The following is a 23,739-nucleotide window of genomic DNA, read 5'->3' as shown; positions in this document are numbered from 1 at the left end:
GCTCCCGCGCCTCGTCCCCCGCCACCGGCCGGGCGGGGTTGGGCAAGGCTTGAGGTGTGGTGCTGGCCACCATCACGCCCCCGGCAACGTCCAGCCCGCTGGCCCGTCCGGACGAACGCGGCGAATGGGACCGGTGGTCTCGCTGTCGGGCGCAGCACCCACCGGTGCGATCGGCCCGGTCTTCTCCTGCTCGGACTCCGCGGGCGGCTTCGAGAGGAAGTAGGACTCCTGATTCGGCTGGGGGGTGCCGAACGACGGCGTGCTGTTGAAGGCGAGGTCCGTGCCCGGCCGGCTTTCGGGCTCCACCGGGGTCAGCGGAGACCCGAAGGACTGGCCGGGCCGGAAGGAGATGTCCGAACCGGCCTGAAGATCCGCCGGCTGCGTGCCGAACGGCGGGGTCGAGCCGAACAACGCGCTCGAGGAAGCCGCGGCCTCTGCCGGCGGCTCCTGCTGGGAGCCGAAGGACTGGCCAGGCCGGAACGACGTGTCCGAACCGGACGAGGTGTCCGCCGCCGAGTCCTGCTGCGAACCGAACGACAGACCGGTCCGGAACGACGCCTCCGCACCGGACGGGGAGTCCTGCGGAGCGCCGAACGACAGACCCGACGGAAACGACGTCTCCGCACCGGACGAGGCGTCCACCGCCGGATCCTGCTGCGAACCGAACGACAGACCCGTCCGGAACGACGCCTCCGCACCGGGCGAGGTGTCCGCCGCCGGGTCCTGCCGGGTGTCGAACCGGCCAGGCCGGAACAAGGCGTCCGAGCCGGGCTGGGTCTCCGGCGCTGACTCGTGCCGGGCACCGAACGACTCGTCCTGCCGAAACAACGCCTCCGAACCGGGCGAGGTGTCCGCCGCGGGGTTCTGCCGGTCGCCGGGCGGGACGTCCGCTGCCTGGTCGTGCCGCGCGCCGAACGACAGCCCCGTCCGGAACAACGCCTCCGAACCGGGCGGGTCCGCGGCCGCCGGCTCCTGGGAGCCGAAGGGCCGGCCCGGCTGGAAGAGCGCGTCCGAGGACGACGGGGACTCCGCTGACCGTCCCAGCTGCGGGCTGAAGGGGCTGCCTTGGCTGAAAGGGGTGTCCGAGCCGGCTTGAGAGTCCGTCGCGCCCTCTGCCGAGGGGCGTTGTGCGCCGAACGACTCTCCTGCCCCGAAGAGGGCGTCCGCGGTGGCGGACGGCTCGGCCTCGGCGGAGCGTTCGGGAGTGGCTTCCGGTTGTGGTTCGTCAGCTGACCAGTGCGGAGCGGCCAGGTCTGCCGCTTCGACCTGCTCCTCGTCGGAGCGACGGCCTGTCTCGTAGGCGACCAGTGCCTCGGCCAGCAGGTCGGCGAGGCTCAGGTCGCTCGGCCTGCGGCGGCTGCTGGGGCGGCCGCTTCGATCGCCAGAGTCGTTCGTGGCGGCGCGAGGTGCGTCGGCTGGGGCCGGCGTGGCCGGGTCGGGCTGGGCGACCGCGCGGAAACCTGTCTCGGTCGGCGCCTCGGAGTCTGCCGAGCCGGAGCCTGACTGGGCGCCGAAGGCCTGGGTGCCGAAACTGGACTGCGTGCCGAAAGCGGATTGCGTGCCGAAGCTGGTCTGGGTGCCGAACGTCGGCCGGGACTGCTCGGCCTGCGACTGCACCGGCACCGGGGTCGTGGGGATGTCCGAGGCGTCGTCGTCCACGTCCGCCGAGCTCAGGAACGTGGTCGACATCAGGTCCGGCTCCGGGGCCTGCGGGATCTCGGCCGGGGTCGGCACGGACGGGATCGGGTCCGGGATGGGCGGGAGCGGCTTGGGCTCGGGTTCCTCGTCCGGGTGTTCCGCGGGAGCCGGTGGGGTGGGGATGGAGATGACGGGCTTCGGCTTCGGGGTGCTGAAGTCGAGACCGCTGAAGTCCAGGTCGGGGAGCTTGCGCTCGTCCGGGTCCTCGGCGGCGGCCGGGAAGCCCGCTGCCGGGGTGTGCAGCGGGTAGGACGGCTCGTCGAGGTGCGGGCCGAAGTCCGGTGCCGCCGGTGGGCGGGAGAACGCCGCGGACAGGCCTGAGCGGGTCGGGCCGTCCGGGGTGTCCTGGTCCGCGAAGTAGTCCGGGCGGGCCGGGCCGGGCGAGTCCGCGAAGAAATTCCGGGGCTGCGCGGATTCTGCCGCCGGGTCGGTCTGGCGCAGGCTCGACGGGGGTTCCACGCGCCACGACGGGGTGTCGGACTGGGACTCGGCGTCGCGGGCCCGGCGACGGCCTCCTGCTCGCAGACCCTGGGCCTTGAGCATGTCCAGCACGCTTTCCGACTGGGAGTTCGACGCCTCGTCGCGCGCGGCGGCCTCGGCGCGGGCCGTTTCCTCGCGGGCGGCGGCTTCTCTGGCCGTCTCCTCGCGTTCCACGGCCAGGCGGGCGACCTCCTGGTGCGCCGCTTCCTGACGGGCGACGTCCCGGCGGACCGCTTCCTGGCGGGCTGCCTCGCGGCGGGCCTCCTCCTGGCGCACGGCGTCCTGACGGGCCGTCTCCTGCCGGGCCAGTTCCTGTCGCGCCGCTTCCTGGCGAACGGCTTCCTGCCTGGCGGCTTCCTGGCGCGCGGCCTCTTCGCGGGCCGCTTGCTGGCGCGCGGCCTCCTGGCGGGCCGCTTCTTCGCGAGCAGCCTCCTGGCGCGCGGCCTCCTCGGCGGCCTGGGCCTCGCGTTCGGCCTGGGCTCGCTGTTCGGCGCGGGCCTGGCGTTCCGCCTCGATCTGGCGGCGGGCCTCGCGCTGCAGCTCCATGAGCTGCTGCTCGACCTTGCGCTTGCGTTCCTGCTCGACGGTGAGCTGCGGCTGCGGCTCTGGATCAGGAAGTGCTGGGGTGATGGGGATTTCGGCGATCGTGGTGGGCCGGTCGTCGTCGATCTCACCGGCGGCCACGCGAGCGGCGCGGCGGCGGCCGCTCACCATGGCTCCCGCGGACGCGATCAGGCCGGAGGCGGGGACGGTGCGGTCAGAGGAGGAAGAAGAGGACGGCAGGGATTCGGGTGGCAGTTCCACTTGTTCCGGAGTCTTGTCATCGGGCTCGCCGAACGGCTGGACCATGCGCCACCGGTCGGCGGCGTGTTGTCGTGCCGCGGACAAACCTTCCACGGTCATGTCTTCGGCAGCGCGGCGGACGCGCTTGACCTTCAGCCCATCGCCCTTGCGGACCTGGACCTGACGCCACTGCCGAAGTTGTTGCTTCAGTGCGGCGGTCAGCACGCCGTCGGTGACCACCTGCATGCCCTCGATCGGGCGGAGCACGCTCGCCAGCTGCTGGTGCAGGTCGGCCGGCTGGCGGTGGACACCGGAGAACTCGGCGGCGAGCCGGGCGCGCACCGCGTAGACGGCGCGGGCGCGGCGGCGTTCGGCGGCGTGGGCTGAGCGCAGGTTCTTCAGCGCGTCGGCCAGTTCGCCGGACACCTCGTGCACGTGGGCCAGCGCGAGCAGGCTTTCGGCCAGCAACGTGTCGAGCTGGTGGCGTTCGGCGCTCGCCGCGGCCTCCCGCAGCATTTCGCGGGCCAGCGCGACCCTGCCCGCGGGCAGGTGCACGCGCGTGGCCAGAGCCAGGCGCAACCACCCCGTCGTGGACGCCGACGGCGCGCGCACCGGCAGGTCGAGCATCGGGCTGCCGACGTCGCTTGCGTCGAGCAGGCGGTTCGCGTCCATCAGCGAGAGCACCAGTTCCAGCGTGAGCCGTCCGACGCCCTGGCCGCTGTCCGCGGACGGATCGGAGAACCTGCTCAGCAGATCGAGGCCTTCTCGTGCGGCACCGATGGCGGCGGCGAGATCGCCCCACCGCCGGTGCTGCGCGGCCTGCACCGCGCGGATCAGGCCGCGCAGCAGCAGACGCGTGTCGTCGTCGAGCGTCGTGTCGGCGACGTAGAGCTGGTCCGCCTCGGCGAGAGCCCGCGTGGGCTCGTCGCCGCGGCCGACCGTGACGAGGCATTCGCTGGCCTGCACCAGCGCCGAGGCCCGCAGTTCCGCGGGCACGTCCGGCGCTTCGAGCACCGGCGTGACCGCGGCGAACCCCGTGAGGGGCGCTCCCACGGACCGCGCGCACGCCGCGAGTTCGACTCGCAGCAGCCACGCGGTCTCGTGTTCACCGGCGGCCTCGGCCGCCTTCAGCGCGTCGATCGCCCGATCGGCGATGCGGACGCCGCGGCCCACGCGGTTGCCCGCGAAGACCACGAGCGACTCCGCCCGCAGGCGGTCGGCTTCGTCGCGGCGGGTGGCTGCGAGCGCTACCGCGCGCTCGCCGAGCACCAGAGCGAGCTCCGGTGCCCGCCAACGCAGCATCCAGGCGGGCACGACCAGCGTGCTCACCTCGACGTTCGCCTGCGCCTCGCCCCTCGCCGCCACGACGTCGCCGTTGCCCTCTCAGTCCCGTGTCAGCTTGCGGTACGTGACACGGTGCGGCCTCGCGGCGTCGGCACCCAGGCGCTCGAGCTTGTTCTTCTCGTAGCCCTCGAAGTTGCCCTCGAACCAGTACCACTTCGACGGGTCCTCGTCCGTGCCCTCCCACGCGAGGATGTGCGTGGCGACGCGGTCGAGGAACCACCGGTCGTGGGAGATGACCACGGCGCAGCCGGGGAACTGCTCGAGAGCGTTCTCCAGCGAGCCGAGGGTCTCGACGTCCAGGTCGTTGGTCGGCTCGTCCAGCAGGATCAGGTTGCCGCCGAGCTTGAGCGTGAGCGCGAGGTTGAGGCGGTTGCGCTCACCACCCGACAGCACCCCAGCGGGCTTCTGCTGGTCCGGACCCTTGAAGCCGAACGCGCTGACGTACGCGCGCGACGGCATCTCGACGTTGCCGACGTGGATGTAGTCGAGTCCGCCGGACACGACCTCCCACACGTTCTTCTTCGGGTCGATGCCGCCGCGGTTCTGGTCGACGTAGGACAGCAGGACCGTCTCGCCGACCTTCACGCCACCGTCGTCGGGCTGCTCGAGACCGACGATGGTCTTGAACAGCGTCGTCTTGCCGACGCCGTTCGGACCGATGACGCCCACGATGCCGTTGCGCGGCAACGTGAACGACAGACCGTCGATCAGGACCCTGTCGCCGAAGCCCTTCTTGAGCTTGTCGACCTCGACCACGACGTTGCCCAGACGCGGGCCCGGCGGGATCTGGATCTCCTCGAAGTCGAGCTTGCGGGTCTTCTCCGCCTCGGCCGCCATCTCCTCGTAGCGGTCGAGACGCGCCTTCGACTTGGCCTGGCGGGCCTTGGCGCCGGAGCGCACCCACTCCAGCTCGTCCTTGAGACGCTTCTGGAGCTTCTGGTCCTTCTTGCCCGAGATCGCGAGGCGCTCGGCCTTCTTCTCCAGGTACGTCGAGTAGTTGCCCTCGTACGGGTGGGTCTTGCCGCGGTCGATCTCGAGGATCCACTCGGCCAGGTTGTCGAGGAAGTACCTGTCGTGGGTCACGGCGAGCACGGCGCCGGAGTACTGCGCGAGGTGCTGTTCCAGCCACAGGACGCTCTCCGCGTCCAGGTGGTTGGTGGGCTCGTCGAGCAGCAGCAGGTCGGGCTTGCTCAGCAGCAGCTTGCACAGCGCGACGCGGCGGCGCTCACCACCGGAGAGCTTGGTGACGTCGGCGTCCGGCGGCGGGCACCGCAGGGCGTCCATCGCCTGGTCGAGCTGCGAGTCGATGTCCCACGCGTTGGCGTGGTCGAGCTCCTCCTGGAGCTTGCCCATCTCCTCCATCAGCTCGTCGGAGTAGTCGGTCGCCATCAGCTCGGCGATCTCGTTGAAGCGGTCCAGCTTCACCTTGATCTCGCCCAGGCCCTCCTGGACGTTGCCGAGGACGGTCTTCTCCTCGTTGAGCGGCGGCTCCTGCTGCAGGATGCCCACCGTGTAGCCGGGGGCAAGGTAGGCCTCGCCGTTTCCGGGTGTGTCCAACCCCGCCATGATCTTGAGCACGCTCGACTTGCCGGCGCCGTTGGGACCGACCACACCGATCTTCGCGCCGGGGTAGAACATGATCGTGACGTCATCGAGGATGACCTTGTCACCGTGCGCCTTGCGCACCTTTTTCATGGTGTAGATGAACTCGGCCATGGTCGCGATCGTAGAGCGGTGCTCAGAGGCTCCTGACCTCGGTCGCCGACAAGCGGGCGCTCACCCCCGGAACGAGCGTCACGCGACTCGGTGACCAGCCCGTTCCGTTCGAACGTGAACGACTCTCGGCGATCGGTCCTCAGCGGCCCCGATCTACGAGCTTCCCTCCTTCTTCGTGGATCGCAGTACGTACATCTTCTCCGGCGGCACCGCCGGATCGGGCGGGTTCCCGAAGTCCGGCACGGGGTTGCCCCGAACGGCTCAGAACGGAACGGGGACCTCGGCGAGATCTTCGGCGGCCCGCGGTTCAACGAGCGGGGCGGAGCCCAGTGACTGCACCCGGCTCAAGTCCAGCCCGACGTGCAACGCGTCGAGGCTGAACGCCTGCCGTTTCACGTCGTCCTTCTCGTAATGACGAATGCGCAGCTTGCCCTGGACGATCACGGGATCACCCTTGGACAGCGTCGTCTTCACGCTGTCGGCGAGCTTGCGCCAGCACGAGACACCCAGCCACAACGTCTCGCCGTCCTCCCAGTCGCCCAGCGCCGTGTTGTACCGGCGCTCGGTCGAGTTGATGCGGAAGAACGCGTTCGTCCTGCCGTCCTCGCCGTGCTTGTAGGTGATCTCGCTGACGACTGTGCCAACAACGGTGATCACGGTGGAATTCCAGGACATCGGGCTTGCCTCCAGGTCGCGGGGTTCTGGTCCAGGTTGCTCTGGAGGCGGGCGGTGCGGCCGGGGTGGCGGCGGATCTGTGGACAACTCGCGGGTTGTGGACAGGTCGAGATCTTGAACGGCCTCGAACCGCGAAATTGTCAGGGGTCTCTGCTAGTGGCGTGGCCCGGAATGTCGGCTGGGTGATTCACGCTCAGCAGGCCGCCTCGCGGCGCCTGACCGCGAATTCGCCCGGCAACATTCCGGGCCACGCCACTAGTGCCACGCTGGAGCGAGCCGAGTGAGTGAGCGCCCACTCATTGACATGAGTGAGGACTCACTCATACAGTTGCGGACGTGTCAGAGGAACCACGCCGCCGCCGCGCCCCCGCGATGAGCCCGGAAGATCGCCGCGAAGCGATCGTCCAGGCCACGCTGCCGCTCGTCGTGAAGGCCGGCGCGAACGTCACCACCAGCCAGATCGCCGCCGCGGCCGGCATCGCGGAAGGCACCGTGTTCCGCGTCTTCAAGGACAAGGCCGAGCTGCTCGACGCGTGCATCCAACGCGCGCTGCACTCCGACGAGGAAGTCGCGAGCCTGGAAGCGATCCCGGCGGACGTACCGCTCGAAGAACGGCTCACCGCGGGAGTCGCGATGTTCAGCGGCTACCTCGACCGCATGTGGGGTGTCATCGGCGCGCTGCGCGAGTCCGGCTATCAGCCGCGCGACGAGGACCACAAGAAGCACAAGGGACCGCCGATCGGCATGCAGCAGCTGTCCGACGCCGTCGCCGGCCTGTTCGGCGACGCGGACCTGCGCGTCAGTCCCGACCTAGCCGGACGGATGCTGCTCGGCGCCGTCTTCACGAACCGCATGGGCTCGGGCTTCGGTCAGATCGCCGCCGAACCCGCCGCCATCGTGGAGCTGTTCCTGCACGGAGCACTCAAACCAGGGGGAGCAAATGACTGAGCTCATGATCGAAGCCCACGAGGTGAGCAAGAAGTTCGGTGACGTGACCGCTCTCGACAGCGTGAGCGTCACCGCGAAGAAGGGCTCCGTGCTGGGCCTCCTCGGCCACAACGGCGCCGGCAAGACCACGCTGGTCAACCTCCTCACCACGATGCTGCCGCCGTCGGGCGGCAGCGCGAGGGTCGCGGGGTTCGACGTCGTGAAGCAGGCACACGAGGTCCGCAGCCGCATCGGCCTGACCGGCCAGTTCGCCGCCGTCGACGAGCAGCTCAGCGGTCACGACAACCTCGTGCTGATCGCCCGCCTGCTCGGCGCCAGCCGCAGGCAGGCCCACCAGCGCGCGGACGACCTGCTGGAGCAGTTCGACCTCACCGACGCCGCCAAGCGCAACGCCAAGACCTACTCCGGCGGCATGCGGCGGCGCCTCGACCTGGCCGCGTCACTGGTCGGCAACCCCGAGGTACTGTTCCTGGACGAGCCGACCACCGGCCTCGACCCGGCCAGCCGCCTCGCGATGTGGGAGATCGTCGAGAAGCTCGTCGCGGACGGCACGACGGTGCTGCTCACGACCCAGTACCTCGACGAGGCCGACCGGCTCGCGGACTCGATCACCGTGCTGTCCCACGGCAAGGTCGTCGCGTCCGGCACGAGTTCCGAGCTCAAGGCCCAGGTCGGTCAGCGCACGGTGACCGTCACGCTCGACTCGGTGTCCGAAGTGGACATCGCGTTGACGGCCATCAACTCCGTGGGGCTTCATCCCGTCGCGGAGGGCCTCACGCTCACGACCCCCGTCAGCGGGTCACGTGACCTTGCGACGGTCGTGCGCGCGTTGGACGACAACGGCTTGGAGGCGCACGAAATCGGCCTCAAGGAGCCCACGCTGGACGACGTCTACCTCACTCTCGCCGCGAACTAGGGGGCAATCATGGCGACCTTGACCTGGCACGGCAGCAGTTACCCGACGCAAGTCCTCGTGCTGACCGGCCGTTCACTGCGCGCGCTGCTGCGCACGCCCGCACTCGTCTTCTTCAGCATCCTGCAGCCGTTGATCATGCTGACGCTGTTCAGCCAGATCTTCGGCAGCATCACGTCCACGGCGAACTTCCCGCCGGGCATGAGTTACATCAACTACCTGCTGCCCGCGATCCTCGTGAACACCGCGATGCAGTCCTCTCTCGCGTCCGGCATCGGGCTCGTGCAGGACATGTCGAACGGTGTGCTCGCACGGTTCCGTTCGCTGCCGATCCGTCCGAGCACGGTTCTGTTGGCACGCAACCTGTCCGACGCGGTCCGCACCGCGTTCCAGCTGGTGCTGATGATCCTGTTCGGCGTGCTGGTGTTCGGCTTCCGCCCGGACGGCGGCATGGTCGGCACCCTCGCCGCGCTGGGTCTCGCTCTGGTCGTCGGATGGGCGCTGAGCTGGGTGTTCATCGCGATCGCCGCATGGGTCCGCAAGGCGGAGCTCATGCAGACCGTGGGCTTCCTGGCGATGTTCCCGCTGATGTTCGCGTCCAGCGCGTTCGTGCCGGTGGGCGGCCTGCCGGGCTGGCTGCAGGCGATCGCGAAGATCAACCCGCTGACCTACGCGGTCGACGCCGCCCGCAGCCTGGCGCTCGCCCACCCCGTCACGGGCGTGCTCGGCGCACTGGTCACGAGCGGCTCGATCGCGGTGATCGGCGCGTTCTTCGCGGTCCGCGGATTCCGCCGCCCGCTGTCCGTCTAGTCCTTACCCGCCATCTTCCGCAGCATCGCGTTGTAGGCCTCGAGGTCGGCGTCCCCATCGGCGTCGGCCTTGCGGTCGTACCGCTTCGCGTCCCGGCCGTCCTGCCGCGCCCACTGCGTGAGCAGGGCGACCATGACCACCAGCAACGGGATCTCCCCCGCCGCCCACGCGATGCCGCCGCCGAGTCGTTGGTCCTCCAGCAGGTTCTGCACCCACGGCAGCGCCAGGCCGCGGTAGAACTGCTCGCCGATGACGGTCGCGGAGCTCATCAGCACCACGCCGAAGAACGCGTGGAACGGGATAGACGCGAACAACAGTCCCAACCGGCCGAGCGGCGGCAGCTTGTTCGGGGACGGGTCCACGCCGATCACGGGCCAGTAGAAGACGTAGCCCGCGAGGATGAAGTGCGCGTTCATCGCGAGGTGCGCCCAGTGGAACGGCAGCGCGGCCTCGAAGAGTCCCGAGAAGTACAGCGCGTAGAAGGACCCGACGAACAAACCCAGTGCCACGAAGGGATTCGTCAACAACCGTGCGACCGGTGAGTGCACGAAGGCCAGCACCCACTCTCGCGGACCCGGCACCTCCTTGTTGACCGGCAGCGCGCGCAACGCCAGCGTGACCGGTCCACCCAGGACGAACAGGATCGGCGTCAGCATGGACAGCACCATGTGCGCTTCCATGTGCACGCTGAACATCGCCGGCGAGTACCGGCCCATGCCCGACGACGTCGCGAACAGCAGCGAGAAACACCCGCACAGCCACGCGACCGTGCGTCCCACCGGCCATTTGTCGCCGCGCTTGGTCAGCCTGCGCACGCCCAGCACGTAGAAGAGGGCGAGGGCGAGCGCCGCGGTGCCGTAGATCAGGTCGAAGCGCCAGTCGAACAGGATGGCCGCGAGCGTCGGCGGGCCGTCGAGGTCGTAGCCGATCGCGATCTCCGTGCGGCTGGGCAGCTCGGTGCTGCCGCCGGGCGGAGGGGTGCGGGCCAGCGCCACGGCCAGGCCGATCGTGAACATCATCAGCAGGACTTCGAGGCCGGCGAGCTTGAGCAGCGCGTGCGGCTTGCCGTCGACCACGCCCTTCACGCCGCGTTCGCGCTGGAAGTAGCCGAACACGCCGAGCAGCAGCAGGCACGCCAGCTTGCCGAGCGTCAGCCAGCCGTAGGTGGACGTCACGAGGTCCACCGGCGTGATCCGCACGAGCGCGTTCACCACACCCGAGACGGCCATGACGATCCAGCAGACCAGCGCGATCTTCGAGAACCTCGTCGCGGCGAGGGGAAGGTGTGCGCCGCCACGCCTGCCGTGCGCGAGCAACGCGATCAAGCCACCCACCCACAGCACGGCGGCCACGAGGTGGAACAACAGGCTGTTCGTCGCCATGTCGTGCGACCCACCCGACGACGAGTGGCCCGTGACGGCGACCGGCACCAACGCGAAGATCGCCCCGAACAGCAGGACCGTCGTCCATCCCCACGACAGCACCAGACGGCAGCCCAGTGCGAGCAACGCCACGATGATCGCCGTGAACAGCCACGCCTTCGACTGCTCCAGCAGCATCGCCGTCGCGATCATCTGGCTGAAGGTGAACGAGCTCACCGGCCGGTCGATCGCGGCCGCCGTGGTGAACGGCACCGACAGCAGGGCACCGACCAGCCACACCAGTGCGAACCAGCCGGCGGTGCGCATCGCGGCATAACCGTCCGCTGCGAGAGTGCCGGACTTCTGCGGTGGTACGAGGAACGCCGCCAACAACAACGAGCCGATGGTCACCACCGCACCCGTCTCGGTCAGCACGCGCACGATCTGCACCCCTACCGGAGGGTTGCTCTCGATCGAGCTGAGCGCGACGGCGGCGAGGGACGCCACCGCGAAGCCGATGACGACGAGGGGCACCAAACCCGTCTTGGTGGAGCGTTCGATTGGCACGCCTGGAGCCTACGACCCTCTAGTGTTGCGCCGTGTGAGACGTTCTCTCCCCCTCCTGCTCGTGCTGCTCTCAGTGGCCGGCTGCGCGTACTCGATCCAGGGCGAACCCGTCGCCGCGCCGCTGCCGCCCCTGGCCATCGCGACGCAGCGCAAGACCGCGGGAGTGGACCCGTGCGCGCTGGTGACGGAGAAGGACCTCAAGCCGCTCGGCACGCTCAAGTTCAAGCCGGTGCCGCGCGCCGAACTGGCGAATTCGTGCCTCTACGCGCTCAACGAGGGCCCGTACGTGCTGGTGGCGGTCCCGTACCGGTCGTTCGACGAGTCGAAGAAGTCGCAGGCGGCAGGCCGTGAGATCGACACGGCCAAGCACGCCACCTGGCTCAGCTGCACCCGGCCGGCCGCGGACAAGGACATGGTGTGCACGGCCACCATCGCCGTGACGCGCGACGAGTCGTTGATGGTCGCGATCGGCATGGCCAGTGGCGCCACCGAGAGCAGGGTGACCACCGCGCTGGAGCCGATCAGGCGGGAAGCGCTCAAACGGATGCCGCCTGCCTAGCGGCCCTCCTGGCCAGCCACGTCGCCGGAATGATCAGCGCCGTGACGAGCGCCACGAACCCGAGCGACAGCACGAGAGAACTGACGTGCGCGAGCCCGCCCACGATCGGCGGTCCGGCGAGGAAGCCCGTGTAGGCGATCGTCGTGACGAGGCCCAGTTGACGTTCGCCGCCGCTGCCGTCCGCGCGTTTGCCGGTCTCGCTCGCCAGGTCCATGACCACCGGGAACGAGAACGCGAGTCCCAGCCCGGCCAGGCCGAACCCGGCGTACCCGGCCGCCGGCAACGGGACCACGACCGCGAGCGCCAGACCCGTTGCGGCGAGGCCACCACCCGCGGCGAGCAGGCGGTGCGGGCCGAGGCGGCGTTGGATCGGTTCGCCGAACCACCGTGCGAGCGCCATCGCGACCGAGAAGCCCGCATAGGCGTATGCACCGGCCGCGTCGCCCATTCCTCGCTCACGCACCATGAACAACGCCGACCAGTCCGCCGCCGCCCCTTCCGCGATGGCACTGCACAGCGCGACGCTCGCCAACAGCCAGAGGACCGGGCTCTTGAGCACGTTGGCGCGTTCGGCGACTTCTTCCCTATGACGCTCCCCTACTCCGCCGGGGATGCTCTTTGCGATGACCGCCGTGATGATGAGACCGACGAACGCAGCCACGAGGAAGTGCTTCATGGGCGTCCATTGCGCCTGAGCGGCGGCGGCGCTGCCCAACGACCCGATGAGACCGCCAACGCTGAAGCCCGCGTGGAACTGCGGCATCAACGGTCGTTGCAGGGCGCGAACGACGACGACCGCGGCGATGTTCATCGACACGTCCATCATCGCGATGCTCGCGCCCAGTGCGACCAGCGTCAGTCCGAACTGCAGCGGTGACTCCGACAAGGCGAGCACGGGTAGAAGCAGCGGACTGAGGAGGCTGCTCGCTATCAGGACTCCACGCGACCCGTAGACCGCGCAGATCCGTGCCGCCAACGGCGCCGTGAACGCCAGGCCGGCACTCGCCCCGAGCAGCGCCAGACCAAGGCTGCCCACCTCCGCGCCGATCTGCCCGGCGAGCGCGGGCACGCGGGACGCCCAGGTGCCGAAGACGGCGCCGTTCAACAGGAAGACGACGAACGTCGCCAGCCGCGGAGACATGCGATCCAGCATGACTGAAGCGCTTCAGCGGCGCCAGCGATTTGGGTCCGATCTCTCGCATACGATGCGTCCGTGGACTCCGACCGCCGACGCAGGCCGACGCTGGACACCGTCGCCGCGGCCGTAGGGGTCTCCAGGGCAACGGTGTCGAACGCGTACAACAGGCCGGACCAGCTGTCGTCGACGTTGCGCGAACGCATCCTCGAAACGGCGCGGTCCCTCGGCTACGCGGGCCCCGACCCGGTCGCCCGCTCACTGGCGACGCGTTCGTCCGCGGCCGTGGGTTTCATGCTGCCGCAGGGCCTGTCCGGCGCGTTCTCGGATCCGGCGCTGTCGATCGTGCTCGACGGCCTGGCCCAGACGGTCGACGGCCATGACCACAGCCTCGTGCTGATGCCCGGCGACTCCACGGGCGGCCCGCGCCCCTCGATCGTGTCGCGCGCACAGGCGGACGTGATGGTCGCCTACTCACTGCCGGACTCGGCGCCGGCCCTGGACGCCGTCGCCGCCCGAGGACTGCCGCTCGTCGTGATCGACCAGCCGGTGCTGCCGGGCTCGGCGCGAGTGGAGGTGCAGGACTACACCGGCACCTCGGCGGCCGCCGCACACCTCTTGGCGCTGGGGCACCGGCGGTTCGGCGTCCTGACGTTCGCGCTGCACCCGGACGGAGTATCCGGACCGGTCGCGCACGAGCGCCGTTCGGCCGTGCCGTTCCGAGTGAGCCGCGACCGCCTGGGCGGCTACCTGGACACTTTGGCAAAAGCCGGGGTGGAACCGGACAATGTTCCGGTGTGGGAGGCGCGCGGCAGTGATCGCGAGCTCGGACGTCTAGGCGCGCGGTGGTTGCTCACCCGCACGCCGCGCCCGAGCGCTTTGCTGTGCGCGTCGGACCAACTGGCGTTCGGCGCCCTCCAAGCGGCCCGCGATCTGACGTTGACCGTCCCGGGAGACATTTCGGTCGTCGGCTTCGACGACGTCCCCGAAGCGGCCTACAGCGACCCGCCGTTGACTACTGTGCGTCAACCCCTGGCCGACAAGGGCCGCCGAGCCGGCGAACTGGCACTGAAATTACTGGCCGGCGGAAGACCGCCACGGCCAACGAGACTCGATGTTTCCCTCGTGGAGAGAGCCTCAACGGCCCCACGGACGTGATCCCCGTCACGTTTAGACAGTTTTCGTCACCCTTTTGGACGTAGGGCGGAAACGGTCGATCGACTCCGGACGATGTGTCCGGTGGGGGCACCGGTGACCACGCGTTGTGGTCACTTTCGCACCCCTCCAGCCTCTGTAGCTCAGTGGAGAGAGCGAGGGACTTCTAATCCCGAGGTCGCAGGTTCGAATCCTGCCAGGGGCGCTGGAACGAGACAGGGCCGCTGACCTGCTAGAACAGGTCAGCGGCCTTCTTCTTTGATCAAGCTCAGAGTTGATCTCCGAGGCCTTCGTGGTGCGGCGCATGGTGCGAACTGTCGCTACGGTCGCACCATGACCGGTCGGAAGGCAGGCCCCAAGACCCGGCAGCGCGGCAGGATCGAGGAGCTGCCCAGCGGCTCCCTACGCGTGGTCGTCTACGCGGGCCAAGACGCGCTCACGGGCAAGCGGAACTATCGCCACGAGGTCATCCCCGGCAACTCGCAGGAGTCGTGGAATGAGGCTGAGAGGGCCAAGACGCGCATCCTCAACGAGGTCGATGAGCAACGCGCGCCCAAGACCAAGGCCATCGTTGACGTCCTGCTGACTCGCTACCTGGAAAACCTGGACGTCGACGTCAGCACGATGAACGGCTACGTCCGCAAGAACCGGCTCCACATCAGCCCACTGCTGGGCAAGCTTCAAGTCGGCAAGCTGGACGGCGAGACCTTCGATTCGTTCTACAAAGTCCTGCGGACCTGCCGCTTGCACTGCGGTGGCAAGGGCAAATTCATCGAGCATCGAACCAAGACGCAGCACGAGTGCGACAAACGCTGCAAGCCGCACGTGTGCACCGGCTTGGCCAAGTCGACCATTCGGCAGATCCACTTCATTCTCAGCGGCGCGCTCCAGGCCGCGAAGCGGTGGAAGTGGATCACGATCAATCCGCTCGAACAGTCGAAGCCGCCAAGCCCACCCAAGCCGAAGCCAAACCCGCCGAACGCCGCAGCTGCCGCCGCGCTCATCAACGAAGCGTTCCGCGACCTCGACTGGGGCATGTTCGTCTGGCTGTCGATGGTCACCGGCGCTCGCCGGGGCGAACTGTGCGCGTTGAAGTTCGAAGACCTGGACCTCGACACCGGAATCCTCACCGTCGCCCGCAGCATCGGCCAAGAAGGCGGCGAGACGTGGGAGAAGGACACCAAGGATCACCAACAGCGTCGAATCGCGTTGGACGAGGAAACCCTCGTCCTCTTCCGCGCTTACAAGCTGATCTGCGAAGAGAAGGCGCAGGAGTTCGGAGTGAGACTGGTCCTCGGGGCTCGGATCTTCTCGAACTCCCCGGACCACAGCACGTACCTCAAGCCAGACTCCGTGACCCAGCGATACGGCCGGATGTGCGCCCGTCTCGGACTGGAAACGCACCTGCACGAGCTTCGCCACTACTCGGCGACCGAACTGATTGCCAGCGGCGTGGACGTCCGCACGGTGGCGGGCCGTCTGGGCCACAGCGGAGGCGGCACCACCACGTTGCGCGTCTATGCCGCGTGGTTCTCAGAGGCCGATCAGCGCGCCGCTACAAGCCTTGGCGGCCGCATGCCGACGGCTCCCGTTTCTATCGACCAGGACGGCAGCGCAACCACCACGATCGAGCCCAAGTTGAGCGGGCCGTATCAAAAGATTGCGGCTGACCTTCGCGGCGCAATCACCTGCGGAGCGCTCGCACCTGGCACCCCTCTTCCACCGGTTGTCGAGCTAGCCAATCGCTACGGCGTCGCCCCTGCGACGGCTCACCGCGCGATCGCCGAACTGAGCGCGAGCGGTCTCGTGCGCGTCAGTCGCGGCAAGCGCGCCGTTGTACTTGCGCCGGGCGAAGAACCTGCTGTGGCCGACGTCGTGAGCATCAAGCGCAAGCGGAAGGTCGATTGACCTAGCCAACCAGCGCAGCAAGCCGTTTCTGCTGCCGCTGTGAACCAACCTGAGCCGCGAGCAGTCGCGCACGTTCAACGTGTGCGGCTGCTTCGTCGTTCGCGCCGTTCGCGGTGAGTACCTGAACGAGGTCGACTCGAAGCGTCGTCTCCGCACGAGCGAAAGTCGGATCGAGACGCGCCAAGACGTCCGAAAGCACCTCGATTGCGTCCAGATCTCCGAGTCGAGCGAGCGCGTTCCCCCGCCACCGCGCAAGGTGCGTCGGATCGAACACCAGGTAGGGCGTCTCCGATCCGTCAACCTGCGCCGGCATCGCCCGCAACGCGTCATCGAAGGCGATCAGGCAGTGCGCACGATTACCGCTCGCTGCGCACGCTTCGCCGTAGCCCGCAGACAGCCATGAATAGAGCAGGCGCGGCACCCGACCACGGGCAAGTTCGAGCGCGTGCCGCGTCAACTCCACAGCGGCATCCGCTTCACCGATGTCGAGCAGAACCACGGCCTGCCCGGCACACGCGTACGCCTCAAGCTCGACCGACCGGGCTTCTCGCGCGGCTGTCTTCGCGGTGTCGTAGCGGTTCCAGGAATCGTTGACCAATCCCTGGTCGAGCGACTGCCACCCGGCAAGCGCAGCCGCATCTACCAAGAGTTCGGCCAACGCTGCACGAATCTGTTGATCGAGCACGTCTCGAAGTGCGCGCTCCGTGTGATCGATCTGCGCGCACAACTCGCCGCGCAAGGCGGATGCACCCAACTTCCGGTCTATGACCCGAGTGATGTCGAGCTTCTGCCGCATCAACCCGACGGTGTCCATATCGAGAGCACGACCGGCCGCGAACCTCGCTCGCAAGGCGAGTTCATCCTCCGTGGCAGTGTGAGTGACCTGTTCGACCGACTCCAGCAGACGTTCGATCGGCACACCCAACATCTCTTCGAGAAGGCGCCCGGTCGCGGCCGTGACGGGTCCCAGGTCGCGGCCGTCATCTCGTTTGCCAGATGCCAGGCGGCGCACGTGTCGGGGGCTGATCGTGCCTTTCAGACCGTGGTCGCGTGCGAACACCTCAGCAGCTTCGCTGAACTCTTCCGCGGTCTGCCTGCGCTGCCGCAGCAGCTCACCGAACAGCGTGAGTGCCCGTTCCTGTCCGTCTGCCGAGCCCATCGGTCGACCTCTCGTGCGCCAATGTCAGCGTTGCTTAGTTCAGGTCCAATCATGGCACCCTAGGTCAATACCAGGTCATTTACACACAGAACCCCTGAGTGAACGCTGATGTCTGCGGTTCCGAGGTGATGATGATCTGAGGTGATGAGCGGTGAAGTCGAACGAAGACTGGTGGGCCAAAGCCGCCCTGGCCGAAACGCTGATGCAGGCTCACGAGGCACTTAGCCGCGCACGTCCACGGCCGGGCACTCGTGATCCACGCGTGTGGCGTGACTACCACCTGCGCAGCGCGGCGATCTACACCGAAGTCGCTCAGATCGACCGGGGTCACTTCCACGAAGCGACGGCGTGGGCCACGTGCGAGCGCCAACGCGGCGAAGAGTTCGACCAGAAGATCAGGTCCAAGAAGTCGGACAACGCAGCCGCTTCATCCTCTGTGGACAAGGCGAGCTGACGAGATGGCGCAGAAACTCACCGCAGGCAAAGCAAGCCTGGAAGTACGCGCGTTGAGCAGGACCGTACTGGGATGGCGCCACATCCGAGGCTGGTCCCTTGCGGAGTTGGGCGAACTGGTCGGCTTCTCAGCGGCGACCCTTTCCCAGATCACCAGAGCCGTGATACGTCCATCTCCCAGCGATGTCCTGAGGATCGGCACTGCGTGCCGCGCACCGGACGACGAGATCGAACTTTGCGTTCGGGTGGCACAACGGGCGGACGACCCTCAGATGTGGGATCGGATCAACGGTGACGCCTGGGCCCGTCTGGTGTGGACACCTTGGGACGTCATGGCGGAAGCCAACGAACTCCTGATCGTGGCGACTGACGTCGTGCCAGAGCTGTTCCGCATCAACGCCTATCACGAGGTGCTGTGCAAGTCAGGCGCAGCAACCAACGGCCTTGATCTCGATCTACAACAGGGCGTTCTGGCTCGGCTGGACATGGACGCCAAGGAAGCAGCGCGACCAGGTAGCCACGGGCCACTACACGTGCGACTTCTTGTGACTGAGGCTGTTCTCACGAGCAGCATTGGCGGAGCCCGAATCATGACCGAGCAGCTTGGGCACCTCGAAGACCTAGCCGGACGAACGGGATTCGACCTTGGCGTAGTGAACAGCGACGCAGGGCCGTACTTCGGCATGCACCAGTCGTTCGCCGTCATGCGGTTCCGGGCACCACGTTTCGAGGACGTCGTCCTCACCCGCACCCTGCACGGGGGCGACATCTGGCTTGAGTCTGCTGCTGAATGTGCCCCTTACGAACGCGCTCTTCTCGTGCTCAACGACGTCGTCAGGTCACAGGAAGACTCTTCTCACTGGCTCAGTCGCGCGTCGCTCGCTCTGCAATAACCGTTGTCCGAAAACAACTCTGCACGGCTCCAGCACACGAACACTGCCCAGGCGGGAACCCAGACATGCCAAAGAGAGTCTCTACTGCACGCGGCCGCGAGTTCGGGGAAGGAGTTCGAGCGGCCGTCGAAGGCGCCGAAATCACCTCACGTGAGATCGCTGAAATCGTGGGCTGTCACGAGTCCAAGGTCTCAGGCGTCTTGAACGGCAAGGGTGGTGTCACTCAGGTCGAGGTCGCTCTACTGCTAGGTGTCTGTCGCATCGAGGCTCCCGAAGTGGCGCACTTGATGGATCTGTTCCCCATGCGACATCACGGCGGTGGTTGGTGGCAGGAGCACGGCACTTGCCCGCCCATCAAGCTGCGCACGGCCTTCGAGAACCTGAAGGTGGCCAAGACACTCGTCAGCTGGCACGCGAACATGGTGCCGTTCTTCCTTCAGACAGCCGACTACATCCGTGAGGTACTCCGAGCGTCTGCCACGATCCCCGCTGAAGAATTCGAAGAACGCGCGAAGGCGCACCTCGCGATGCAACAGGCGCTGCCACGCAACGCGAAGCGCCTGTTCTTCGTCCATGAGTCAGCGTTGCGCCTGCAAGTCGGTTGTTCTGAGGTGTACGCGTGGCAGATGCAGCATCTCGCCGTCACGGCGAACCAGTCGAACACCACGATCAGGATCGTCCCCGCAGCACGCGGCGCACATGCTGGCATGGCTGGGCCGTTCACTCTGTTGACCTTCGAGAAGTACGAACCGCTCGTGTGGGTGGACACGGAGAACTCCAGTCTGTTCGCCGAAACGACAGATGCGGTCAAGGGCTACAACACAGTCGTTGAGGCGCTCACGGACACGAGCCTGAGTGAGGCCGACTCCAAGGCACTGATCGCGGAGTTGTCCGAGATGGCATGGGGCCGCGCGGACGAAAGCGCAGGGTTGCAGGCGCCTCCGGCAGGACAAGTCCCACCCGTGCCGTAGCGGCACGCCCTCAAACTGCCAGCCTTGGCGCCCTCCGTCACACGCCCCCGCCAAAGCTGGCATCCAAAGCCGTCGCGGTACCCGATTTCACGTCATCGGGTACCGCGATGGCCGTATGTGACGGGTGGACCCGTCACACGTCACACCCGTCACGGCGGACCGTTCGTGCAGGTGAAGCGCCGTCCTGGACCCGTCACGGGGCTTGTGACGGCGTGACGGGTCCGTGGGACGAGGTGTGACGGGTCAGTGCTCACCGTCGATCACCTCGCCCTCCAGGACAGCGGCGTCCCGCAAACGCTCGGCAGCGGCGAGTAGATCAGCGACGGCGTAGCCGCGTATCTGCTTCACACCGTCAGCCGTCGCCACCCGGTCCCGAGTCGACCGGCAACCCAACTCCACCATGTCGCGCCCGAACATCGTCATCTCCAGTCCCAAAGCCTCTACAAGCTCAGACGTGGGAACGAAGTCACGGCCGTCATCCCCTTCCCCGAGGTAGTCCACAACGGACGCCAGTGGCTCAGGCAGTTCGACGTCCGCCGCACGCACGGCCTCCGCTGCCACCGGAACACTGCTCCCGATCGCCTTCGCAACGGCCGCGTGATCGAGCATCGGCTGTGCCTCTTGCCCTGCCGCATGTCCGGTCAACGTCCTTTCCACTTCACGCAGGCCGCGACCGCGCTCGCACAACTCCCTCCAGTCCTCGTTCGGCATGTAGAACGTGCGCACGGTCAGCGCCAGCACGTCGGCGCCAGCCTCCGTCTCGCCGTCCGGCCGCAGGATGCCCACGCCCTTGTGCGACGGCAGCAGGCGACTGCTGTCATAGCCGCGGGTGTTCATCTGCTCTCCCAGGACGATGTTGCTGTCCCGCCAATCGATGACGCGCAACGCGAACCGTGAGCCGAGTACCGCGCGCAGCTTGGACGGAATGGTCTTGCTGTCGGGACGCTGCGTGGCGAGCACCAGGACCAGCCCGGCAGCCGGCGCCTTCTTGGCGAGCCACGTCAGCAACTCGCCGATATACTCCCCCGCCATGAGCTTCTTCCCTTGCACCTCAACAGGTGTGCGGTCTTCGAGCGGTAGCTGAACCTCATCGATGAAGACAGCCGTGATGGGCATGTCCAGCGCTCGATCACGTGACATGTCCGGCGTGACCTTCGACTCCGGGCACGTGAGGTCGTCCAACTCCTGCATCCGCCGGTAGCGCCCCTGGACCTCGCCCACGAGTTCCACGAGCCATTCGATCAGAGCCAAGACGTGTTCGGTGTCGTCGCCGGACATGAACCGGTGCGCCACCTGCGCCGCTGAAATCCAGTCCTTTCCTGCCTTGAAGTCAGCGACGTACAGCCGAACATGCGGGTCCAAGATCAAGGCCGCGGCGACCAGTCGAGCCGCCATCGTCTTGCCCTGCCTAGGGATTGCGCCGATCAGCAACGACGTCCACACCAACGGCAGATCGATCCGCCGATCACGAGCGTCCCGCCCGAAGGGCAGCGGCCGCCACGCGTCCCACCTCTGCACCGCAAGCAACGGCGTCCGCAGCGGAGGCGCCGAGTACGGGTCCTCGTCCGCAACCCACATCGCCACCCGGCCGGCGTGGCCACCGTTTCCGCGGACTCGTTCCACGATGAGCTGAACCTCATCGACCGCCAGCGCGGAGGCGAGAGCATCCCGGTTCTTCACGACGTCGGCCGCCTTGCGGGTGGCCGGAAGGTCCACGGTGATGGCCCACCCGTCCCCTTGCCTAGTCGCCCGCTCGACCAGACGCAGAGTCTCGTCCTTCCCGATCAGCTTCGCGTCCCGGAACGCGTCCACGAGCACCTGAGGGTCCATCGTCCACGTCAACGTGCGCGGTCCGGCGAGCACCGCCTTACGCCCTGGGCTGCCATCCTTCCGCCTACCGAGGACAGCGAGCGCCACAGCGACGACACCGCCGCCGATCCACAGCGCCCGGTGACCGTAGACGAGATCGGCGACAGCACCGACGATCGCCACGCCTGCGACCACTGCCCCGGTGACCTTCCACCGGAAGAGCGTCAGTTCACGGATGTCTCCGAACTTGTCCGCGAGCTTCTCCGACTGCTCGGCCGCCTCCCGGTAGTCCCGCACGGTGACCCACGACCGCCACCACCGGACGGCGACCACCAAGCCGCGCACCACAGCTCCGAGGAACCGGAACGGTGAACGCAGCAGGGCCACGACGAGATCCTTCGCGGCCTGCACCGCGTGAACTCGATCCTTCGCCCACAGCGGCACGCGCGGTGAACGCTTCCACCAGTTCATGAACCGGCGCACCCACGTGACGCGTGACGCCCTCAGACCGTCGTTCACGAACTCGCCTTCGAGCACCGCACGCGCCGGCAGACGCCGGTCCGTGACGGCCAACTCCTGATCATCCGCGCTCATGGCCGTCACCACCTTCGGCGACCTCTGCGGCGAGCACCGAAGCAAGATGCGACGAGAGCCCACGCGAGCACCCGGTGACCTGGCGAACCCACGCGGGGCTCACCACAACTTCAGGTGTCCACACTTCGCGGGCCTTGGCTAGATAGTCCGCAGAGGACACGCGTGCAGACGTTTTCCTGTTGGAACGCTTGGCCTTCGGCGGCTCAAGCTTCACCGCTACAGCGACCGGAGGCTTTGGCGCGATGACCGGTGCCGTCCGCTGTTCCGCCTCCGTGAACGCTGCGCTCACAGCCTCCGTGAGCTTGTCTCGCAGATCCGTAACTGCCTCCGCCGCGACGAACACCACGAGCGGCGGAACGGAGTGCAGCACCACACCGGACACCGAACCCGCCGCCCATGAGTGCCATGTGTTCATGACGTACGTTGCGGCGAGCGTGAACCACTTCGCGCGACGAGTCCACGAGCCCGTGCGCACTCGATACCGCGCGGTCACCTGCTCCGCCCGAAGGATCGCCAGCAGCACCAACGACACCGTGGGATCGAGCAACCACGCTGCGAGCCACGGCAACGACCACGCCGGCGTGCCTGCTGCCGCGAAGCTCTGCACGTTGGTCATCGTGAAGCCGAGACCAAGCACGATCCCCGCCCAGCACAGCCGATCGACCTCCGCCCGGACCCGTTCCACACGAAGCGCGACCACGTCCGGATGGGTCGCGTAGGCCCTCAGCTCCGCGGCCTCCGCTGCGTCGGCGGCGAGCTGCTGCGCTGCCGGGGCGGCGGGCAGCCGCCCGAAGGCGGCCACCCCTTCCCGAACCCGAGTGACCGCGCTCATCGCCGATCACCCTTGCCATGCGGACTGTCGTAGGACGTGATCGTGAGGGCACGGGTCAACGTGTACGCAGCGAACAGCGCGGGGAGGCCCAGCACCACGAGCAACAACACGGTGTCGCCCCGGTGCGTGATCACCACCCACTGAACACCGACGATGACGCCGGCCATCACGAGCACCCGCCCGGTGAGCGAGAGCAAGCGGGCACCCGTACGTGCTGCGCTCGCAGCAGCCTTCGCCCTACGGGCGCTTGCTCGCCAGATCCACAGCACCACAACAACCGCACCCAGTACCGCGAGAATCTGCGTGGGAGTCAGGTTGATCGTCATGACGGCTCACCGCCTTCACGGCGAGCACGCCACACGCGGTAGAGCGCGCGTCGATCGTCCTGCGACAGCCCACCCCACACACCGACCGTCTCCGCACCGGCCGTGCGCAACTCCAGTTCCAAACACACTTTGCGGATGGGGCAGCCCGCGCACAGCCGCGCGGCCAACTCCCGATCGGTCAACTTCTCGTTCTGCCACTCCGGTTCTTCCTCGTTCGCCCACAGCCACATGCAGGCGCCGTCACGCGTCACGATCTCCAGCAACACGTCATCCGGGACCTTGGCGTAGCGGTCGAGCTCGGCCGCGATCACCTCGTAGTAGTTCTCCGGGTTCACCACGCACCCCCGGCCTTGGCCTCGAACTCACGAGCAGACCGGCGCTCGGCCGTCATCCGAGCGACATCAACGACGCTGCCCGACTCCGACGCCTGCCGAACGATCTCCTCAACTGCACGAGCAGGGACCACGTAGCGAGTGCGCAGGCGCACCGCCGGAAACGCGTCCTCCCGGATCGCCCTGTAGATGGTCGCGACGTCCACGCGCAGGATGCGAGCGGCTTCCGCGACTGTGTAGAAGATCGGCGGGTTACTTCCCGCCGTACTTGACGTAGTCATCAGATATAGCCCTTTCAAGAGAACTGATTTCTTCCCC

Annotated in this window: 20 protein-coding genes and 1 tRNA gene; 10 read left to right on the top strand and 11 right to left on the bottom strand. The window is 67.6% G+C overall.

Annotation, left to right across the window (positions count from 1 at the left end; all coding sequences use genetic code 11):
* Window positions 1-72: 72 nt before the first annotated feature.
* The 3 genes from ACIQF0_RS43515 to ACIQF0_RS43505 form a co-directional block, all read right to left on the bottom strand.
* A complete protein-coding gene (locus tag ACIQF0_RS43515) occupies window positions 73-4,326 on the bottom strand; it encodes a hypothetical protein (protein ID WP_401040170.1) in 4,254 nt (1,417 codons plus the stop codon).
* Window positions 4,327-4,344: 18 nt separating this feature from the next.
* Window positions 4,345-6,021 (bottom strand): energy-dependent translational throttle protein EttA, encoded by a 1,677-nt coding sequence (gene ettA, locus ACIQF0_RS43510; protein ID WP_360046042.1) that lies wholly within the window; start codon window positions 6,019-6,021, stop codon window positions 4,345-4,347.
* A gap of 261 nt (window positions 6,022-6,282) precedes the next feature.
* Entirely contained in the window at window positions 6,283-6,678 is a 396-nt protein-coding gene (locus ACIQF0_RS43505) for a single-stranded DNA-binding protein (protein ID WP_401040167.1), read from the bottom strand.
* A gap of 354 nt (window positions 6,679-7,032) precedes the next feature.
* Here ACIQF0_RS43505 and ACIQF0_RS43500 point away from each other — a divergent pair, with 354 nt between their 5' ends.
* From ACIQF0_RS43500 to ACIQF0_RS43490, 3 genes are read left to right on the top strand one after another with little or no spacing between them, the layout of a single operon-like run.
* Complete coding sequence (locus ACIQF0_RS43500) at window positions 7,033-7,644, top strand: TetR/AcrR family transcriptional regulator (protein ID WP_360046038.1); 612 nt, start codon at window positions 7,033-7,035, stop codon at window positions 7,642-7,644.
* The gene (locus tag ACIQF0_RS43495; RefSeq protein ID WP_401040164.1) at window positions 7,637-8,560 is read left to right on the top strand and encodes an ATP-binding cassette domain-containing protein; all 924 of its coding nucleotides are present in this window, start codon (window positions 7,637-7,639) and stop codon (window positions 8,558-8,560) included. Before ACIQF0_RS43500 ends, ACIQF0_RS43495 begins: the two co-directional genes overlap by 8 nt.
* A 9-nt stretch (window positions 8,561-8,569) precedes the next feature.
* Window positions 8,570-9,367, top strand: a complete 798-nt coding sequence (locus ACIQF0_RS43490) for an ABC transporter permease (protein WP_360046034.1) — start codon at window positions 8,570-8,572, stop codon at window positions 9,365-9,367.
* Here ACIQF0_RS43490 and ACIQF0_RS43485 read toward each other — a convergent pair.
* On the bottom strand, window positions 9,364-11,295 hold the full coding sequence (locus tag ACIQF0_RS43485; protein ID WP_401040161.1) for a cytochrome c oxidase assembly protein: 1,932 nt from the start codon (window positions 11,293-11,295) through the stop codon (window positions 9,364-9,366). The genes ACIQF0_RS43490 and ACIQF0_RS43485 overlap by 4 nt on opposite strands.
* Window positions 11,296-11,329: 34 nt before the next feature.
* Here ACIQF0_RS43485 and ACIQF0_RS43480 point away from each other — a divergent pair, with 34 nt between their 5' ends.
* Window positions 11,330-11,854 (top strand): hypothetical protein, encoded by a 525-nt coding sequence (locus ACIQF0_RS43480; RefSeq protein WP_401040158.1) that lies wholly within the window; start codon window positions 11,330-11,332, stop codon window positions 11,852-11,854.
* Here the strand turns inward: ACIQF0_RS43480 and ACIQF0_RS43475 are convergent.
* The gene (locus tag ACIQF0_RS43475; protein ID WP_401040156.1) at window positions 11,832-12,995 is read right to left on the bottom strand and encodes an MFS transporter; all 1,164 of its coding nucleotides are present in this window, start codon (window positions 12,993-12,995) and stop codon (window positions 11,832-11,834) included. The two genes, ACIQF0_RS43480 and ACIQF0_RS43475, sit on opposite strands and share 23 nt — an antisense overlap.
* Before the next feature lie 72 nt (window positions 12,996-13,067).
* On the opposite strand from ACIQF0_RS43475, the gene ACIQF0_RS43470 reads away from it, so the two are divergent.
* The 3 genes from ACIQF0_RS43470 (at window position 13,068) to ACIQF0_RS43460 (ending at window position 16,052) form a co-directional block, all read left to right on the top strand.
* The gene (locus ACIQF0_RS43470; protein WP_360046026.1) at window positions 13,068-14,147 is read left to right on the top strand and encodes a LacI family DNA-binding transcriptional regulator; all 1,080 of its coding nucleotides are present in this window, start codon (window positions 13,068-13,070) and stop codon (window positions 14,145-14,147) included.
* A 129-nt stretch (window positions 14,148-14,276) separates the two neighbouring features.
* Window positions 14,277-14,349, top strand: a tRNA-Arg gene (locus ACIQF0_RS43465).
* A 128-nt stretch (window positions 14,350-14,477) separates the two neighbouring features.
* Window positions 14,478-16,052, top strand: a complete 1,575-nt coding sequence (locus ACIQF0_RS43460) for a tyrosine-type recombinase/integrase (RefSeq protein WP_401040153.1) — start codon at window positions 14,478-14,480, stop codon at window positions 16,050-16,052.
* 1 nt (window position 16,053) lies between these two features.
* Here the strand turns inward: ACIQF0_RS43460 and ACIQF0_RS43455 are convergent, their stop codons facing one another.
* Window positions 16,054-17,211 carry a hypothetical protein gene (locus ACIQF0_RS43455; RefSeq protein ID WP_401040150.1) on the bottom strand — a complete coding sequence of 386 codons (1,158 nt, stop codon included), beginning with the start codon at window positions 17,209-17,211 and terminating at the stop codon, window positions 16,054-16,056.
* 151 nt (window positions 17,212-17,362) lie between these two features.
* On the opposite strand from ACIQF0_RS43455, the gene ACIQF0_RS43450 reads away from it, so the two are divergent.
* The 3 genes from ACIQF0_RS43450 (at window position 17,363) to ACIQF0_RS43440 (ending at window position 19,528) form a co-directional block, all read left to right on the top strand.
* Window positions 17,363-17,665: an AMED_5909 family protein gene (locus ACIQF0_RS43450; protein ID WP_401040147.1), complete on the top strand. Its 303-nt coding sequence runs from the start codon at window positions 17,363-17,365 to the stop codon at window positions 17,663-17,665.
* A 4-nt stretch (window positions 17,666-17,669) separates the two neighbouring features.
* On the top strand, window positions 17,670-18,557 hold the full coding sequence (locus ACIQF0_RS43445; protein WP_401040145.1) for a Scr1 family TA system antitoxin-like transcriptional regulator: 888 nt from the start codon (window positions 17,670-17,672) through the stop codon (window positions 18,555-18,557).
* Window positions 18,558-18,622: 65 nt separating this feature from the next.
* A complete protein-coding gene (locus tag ACIQF0_RS43440) occupies window positions 18,623-19,528 on the top strand; it encodes a helix-turn-helix domain-containing protein (protein WP_401040143.1) in 906 nt (301 codons plus the stop codon).
* A 243-nt stretch (window positions 19,529-19,771) separates the two neighbouring features.
* Here the strand turns inward: ACIQF0_RS43440 and ACIQF0_RS43435 are convergent, their stop codons facing one another.
* Genes ACIQF0_RS43435 through ACIQF0_RS43415 form a run of 5 tightly spaced genes read right to left on the bottom strand, consistent with a single transcriptional unit; the run spans window position 19,772 to window position 23,702 of the window.
* Window positions 19,772-21,931, bottom strand: coding sequence for an FtsK/SpoIIIE domain-containing protein (locus ACIQF0_RS43435; protein ID WP_401040141.1), 2,160 nt, complete (start codon window positions 21,929-21,931; stop codon window positions 19,772-19,774).
* Window positions 21,918-22,763 carry a hypothetical protein gene (locus ACIQF0_RS43430; protein ID WP_401040139.1) on the bottom strand — a complete coding sequence of 282 codons (846 nt, stop codon included), beginning with the start codon at window positions 22,761-22,763 and terminating at the stop codon, window positions 21,918-21,920. The genes ACIQF0_RS43435 and ACIQF0_RS43430 overlap by 14 nt, the downstream gene beginning before the upstream one ends.
* Window positions 22,760-23,089: a hypothetical protein gene (locus tag ACIQF0_RS43425; protein WP_401040136.1), complete on the bottom strand. Its 330-nt coding sequence runs from the start codon at window positions 23,087-23,089 to the stop codon at window positions 22,760-22,762. Before ACIQF0_RS43425 ends, ACIQF0_RS43430 begins: the two co-directional genes overlap by 4 nt.
* Window positions 23,086-23,424 (bottom strand): WhiB family transcriptional regulator, encoded by a 339-nt coding sequence (locus ACIQF0_RS43420; RefSeq protein WP_401040134.1) that lies wholly within the window; start codon window positions 23,422-23,424, stop codon window positions 23,086-23,088. The genes ACIQF0_RS43425 and ACIQF0_RS43420 overlap by 4 nt, the downstream gene beginning before the upstream one ends.
* A complete protein-coding gene (locus ACIQF0_RS43415) occupies window positions 23,421-23,702 on the bottom strand; it encodes a helix-turn-helix domain-containing protein (RefSeq protein WP_401040132.1) in 282 nt (93 codons plus the stop codon). Before ACIQF0_RS43415 ends, ACIQF0_RS43420 begins: the two co-directional genes overlap by 4 nt.
* Between the last annotated feature and the right edge of the window lie 37 nt (window positions 23,703-23,739).

The sequence above is a fragment of the Lentzea sp. NPDC092896 genome (assembly GCF_044754905.1).
In the GTDB taxonomy this organism is placed as follows: domain Bacteria; phylum Actinomycetota; class Actinomycetes; order Mycobacteriales; family Pseudonocardiaceae; genus Lentzea.
The sequence above is the reverse complement of the archived record's forward strand: the minus strand, read 5'-3'. Positions and strand labels throughout refer to the sequence as shown.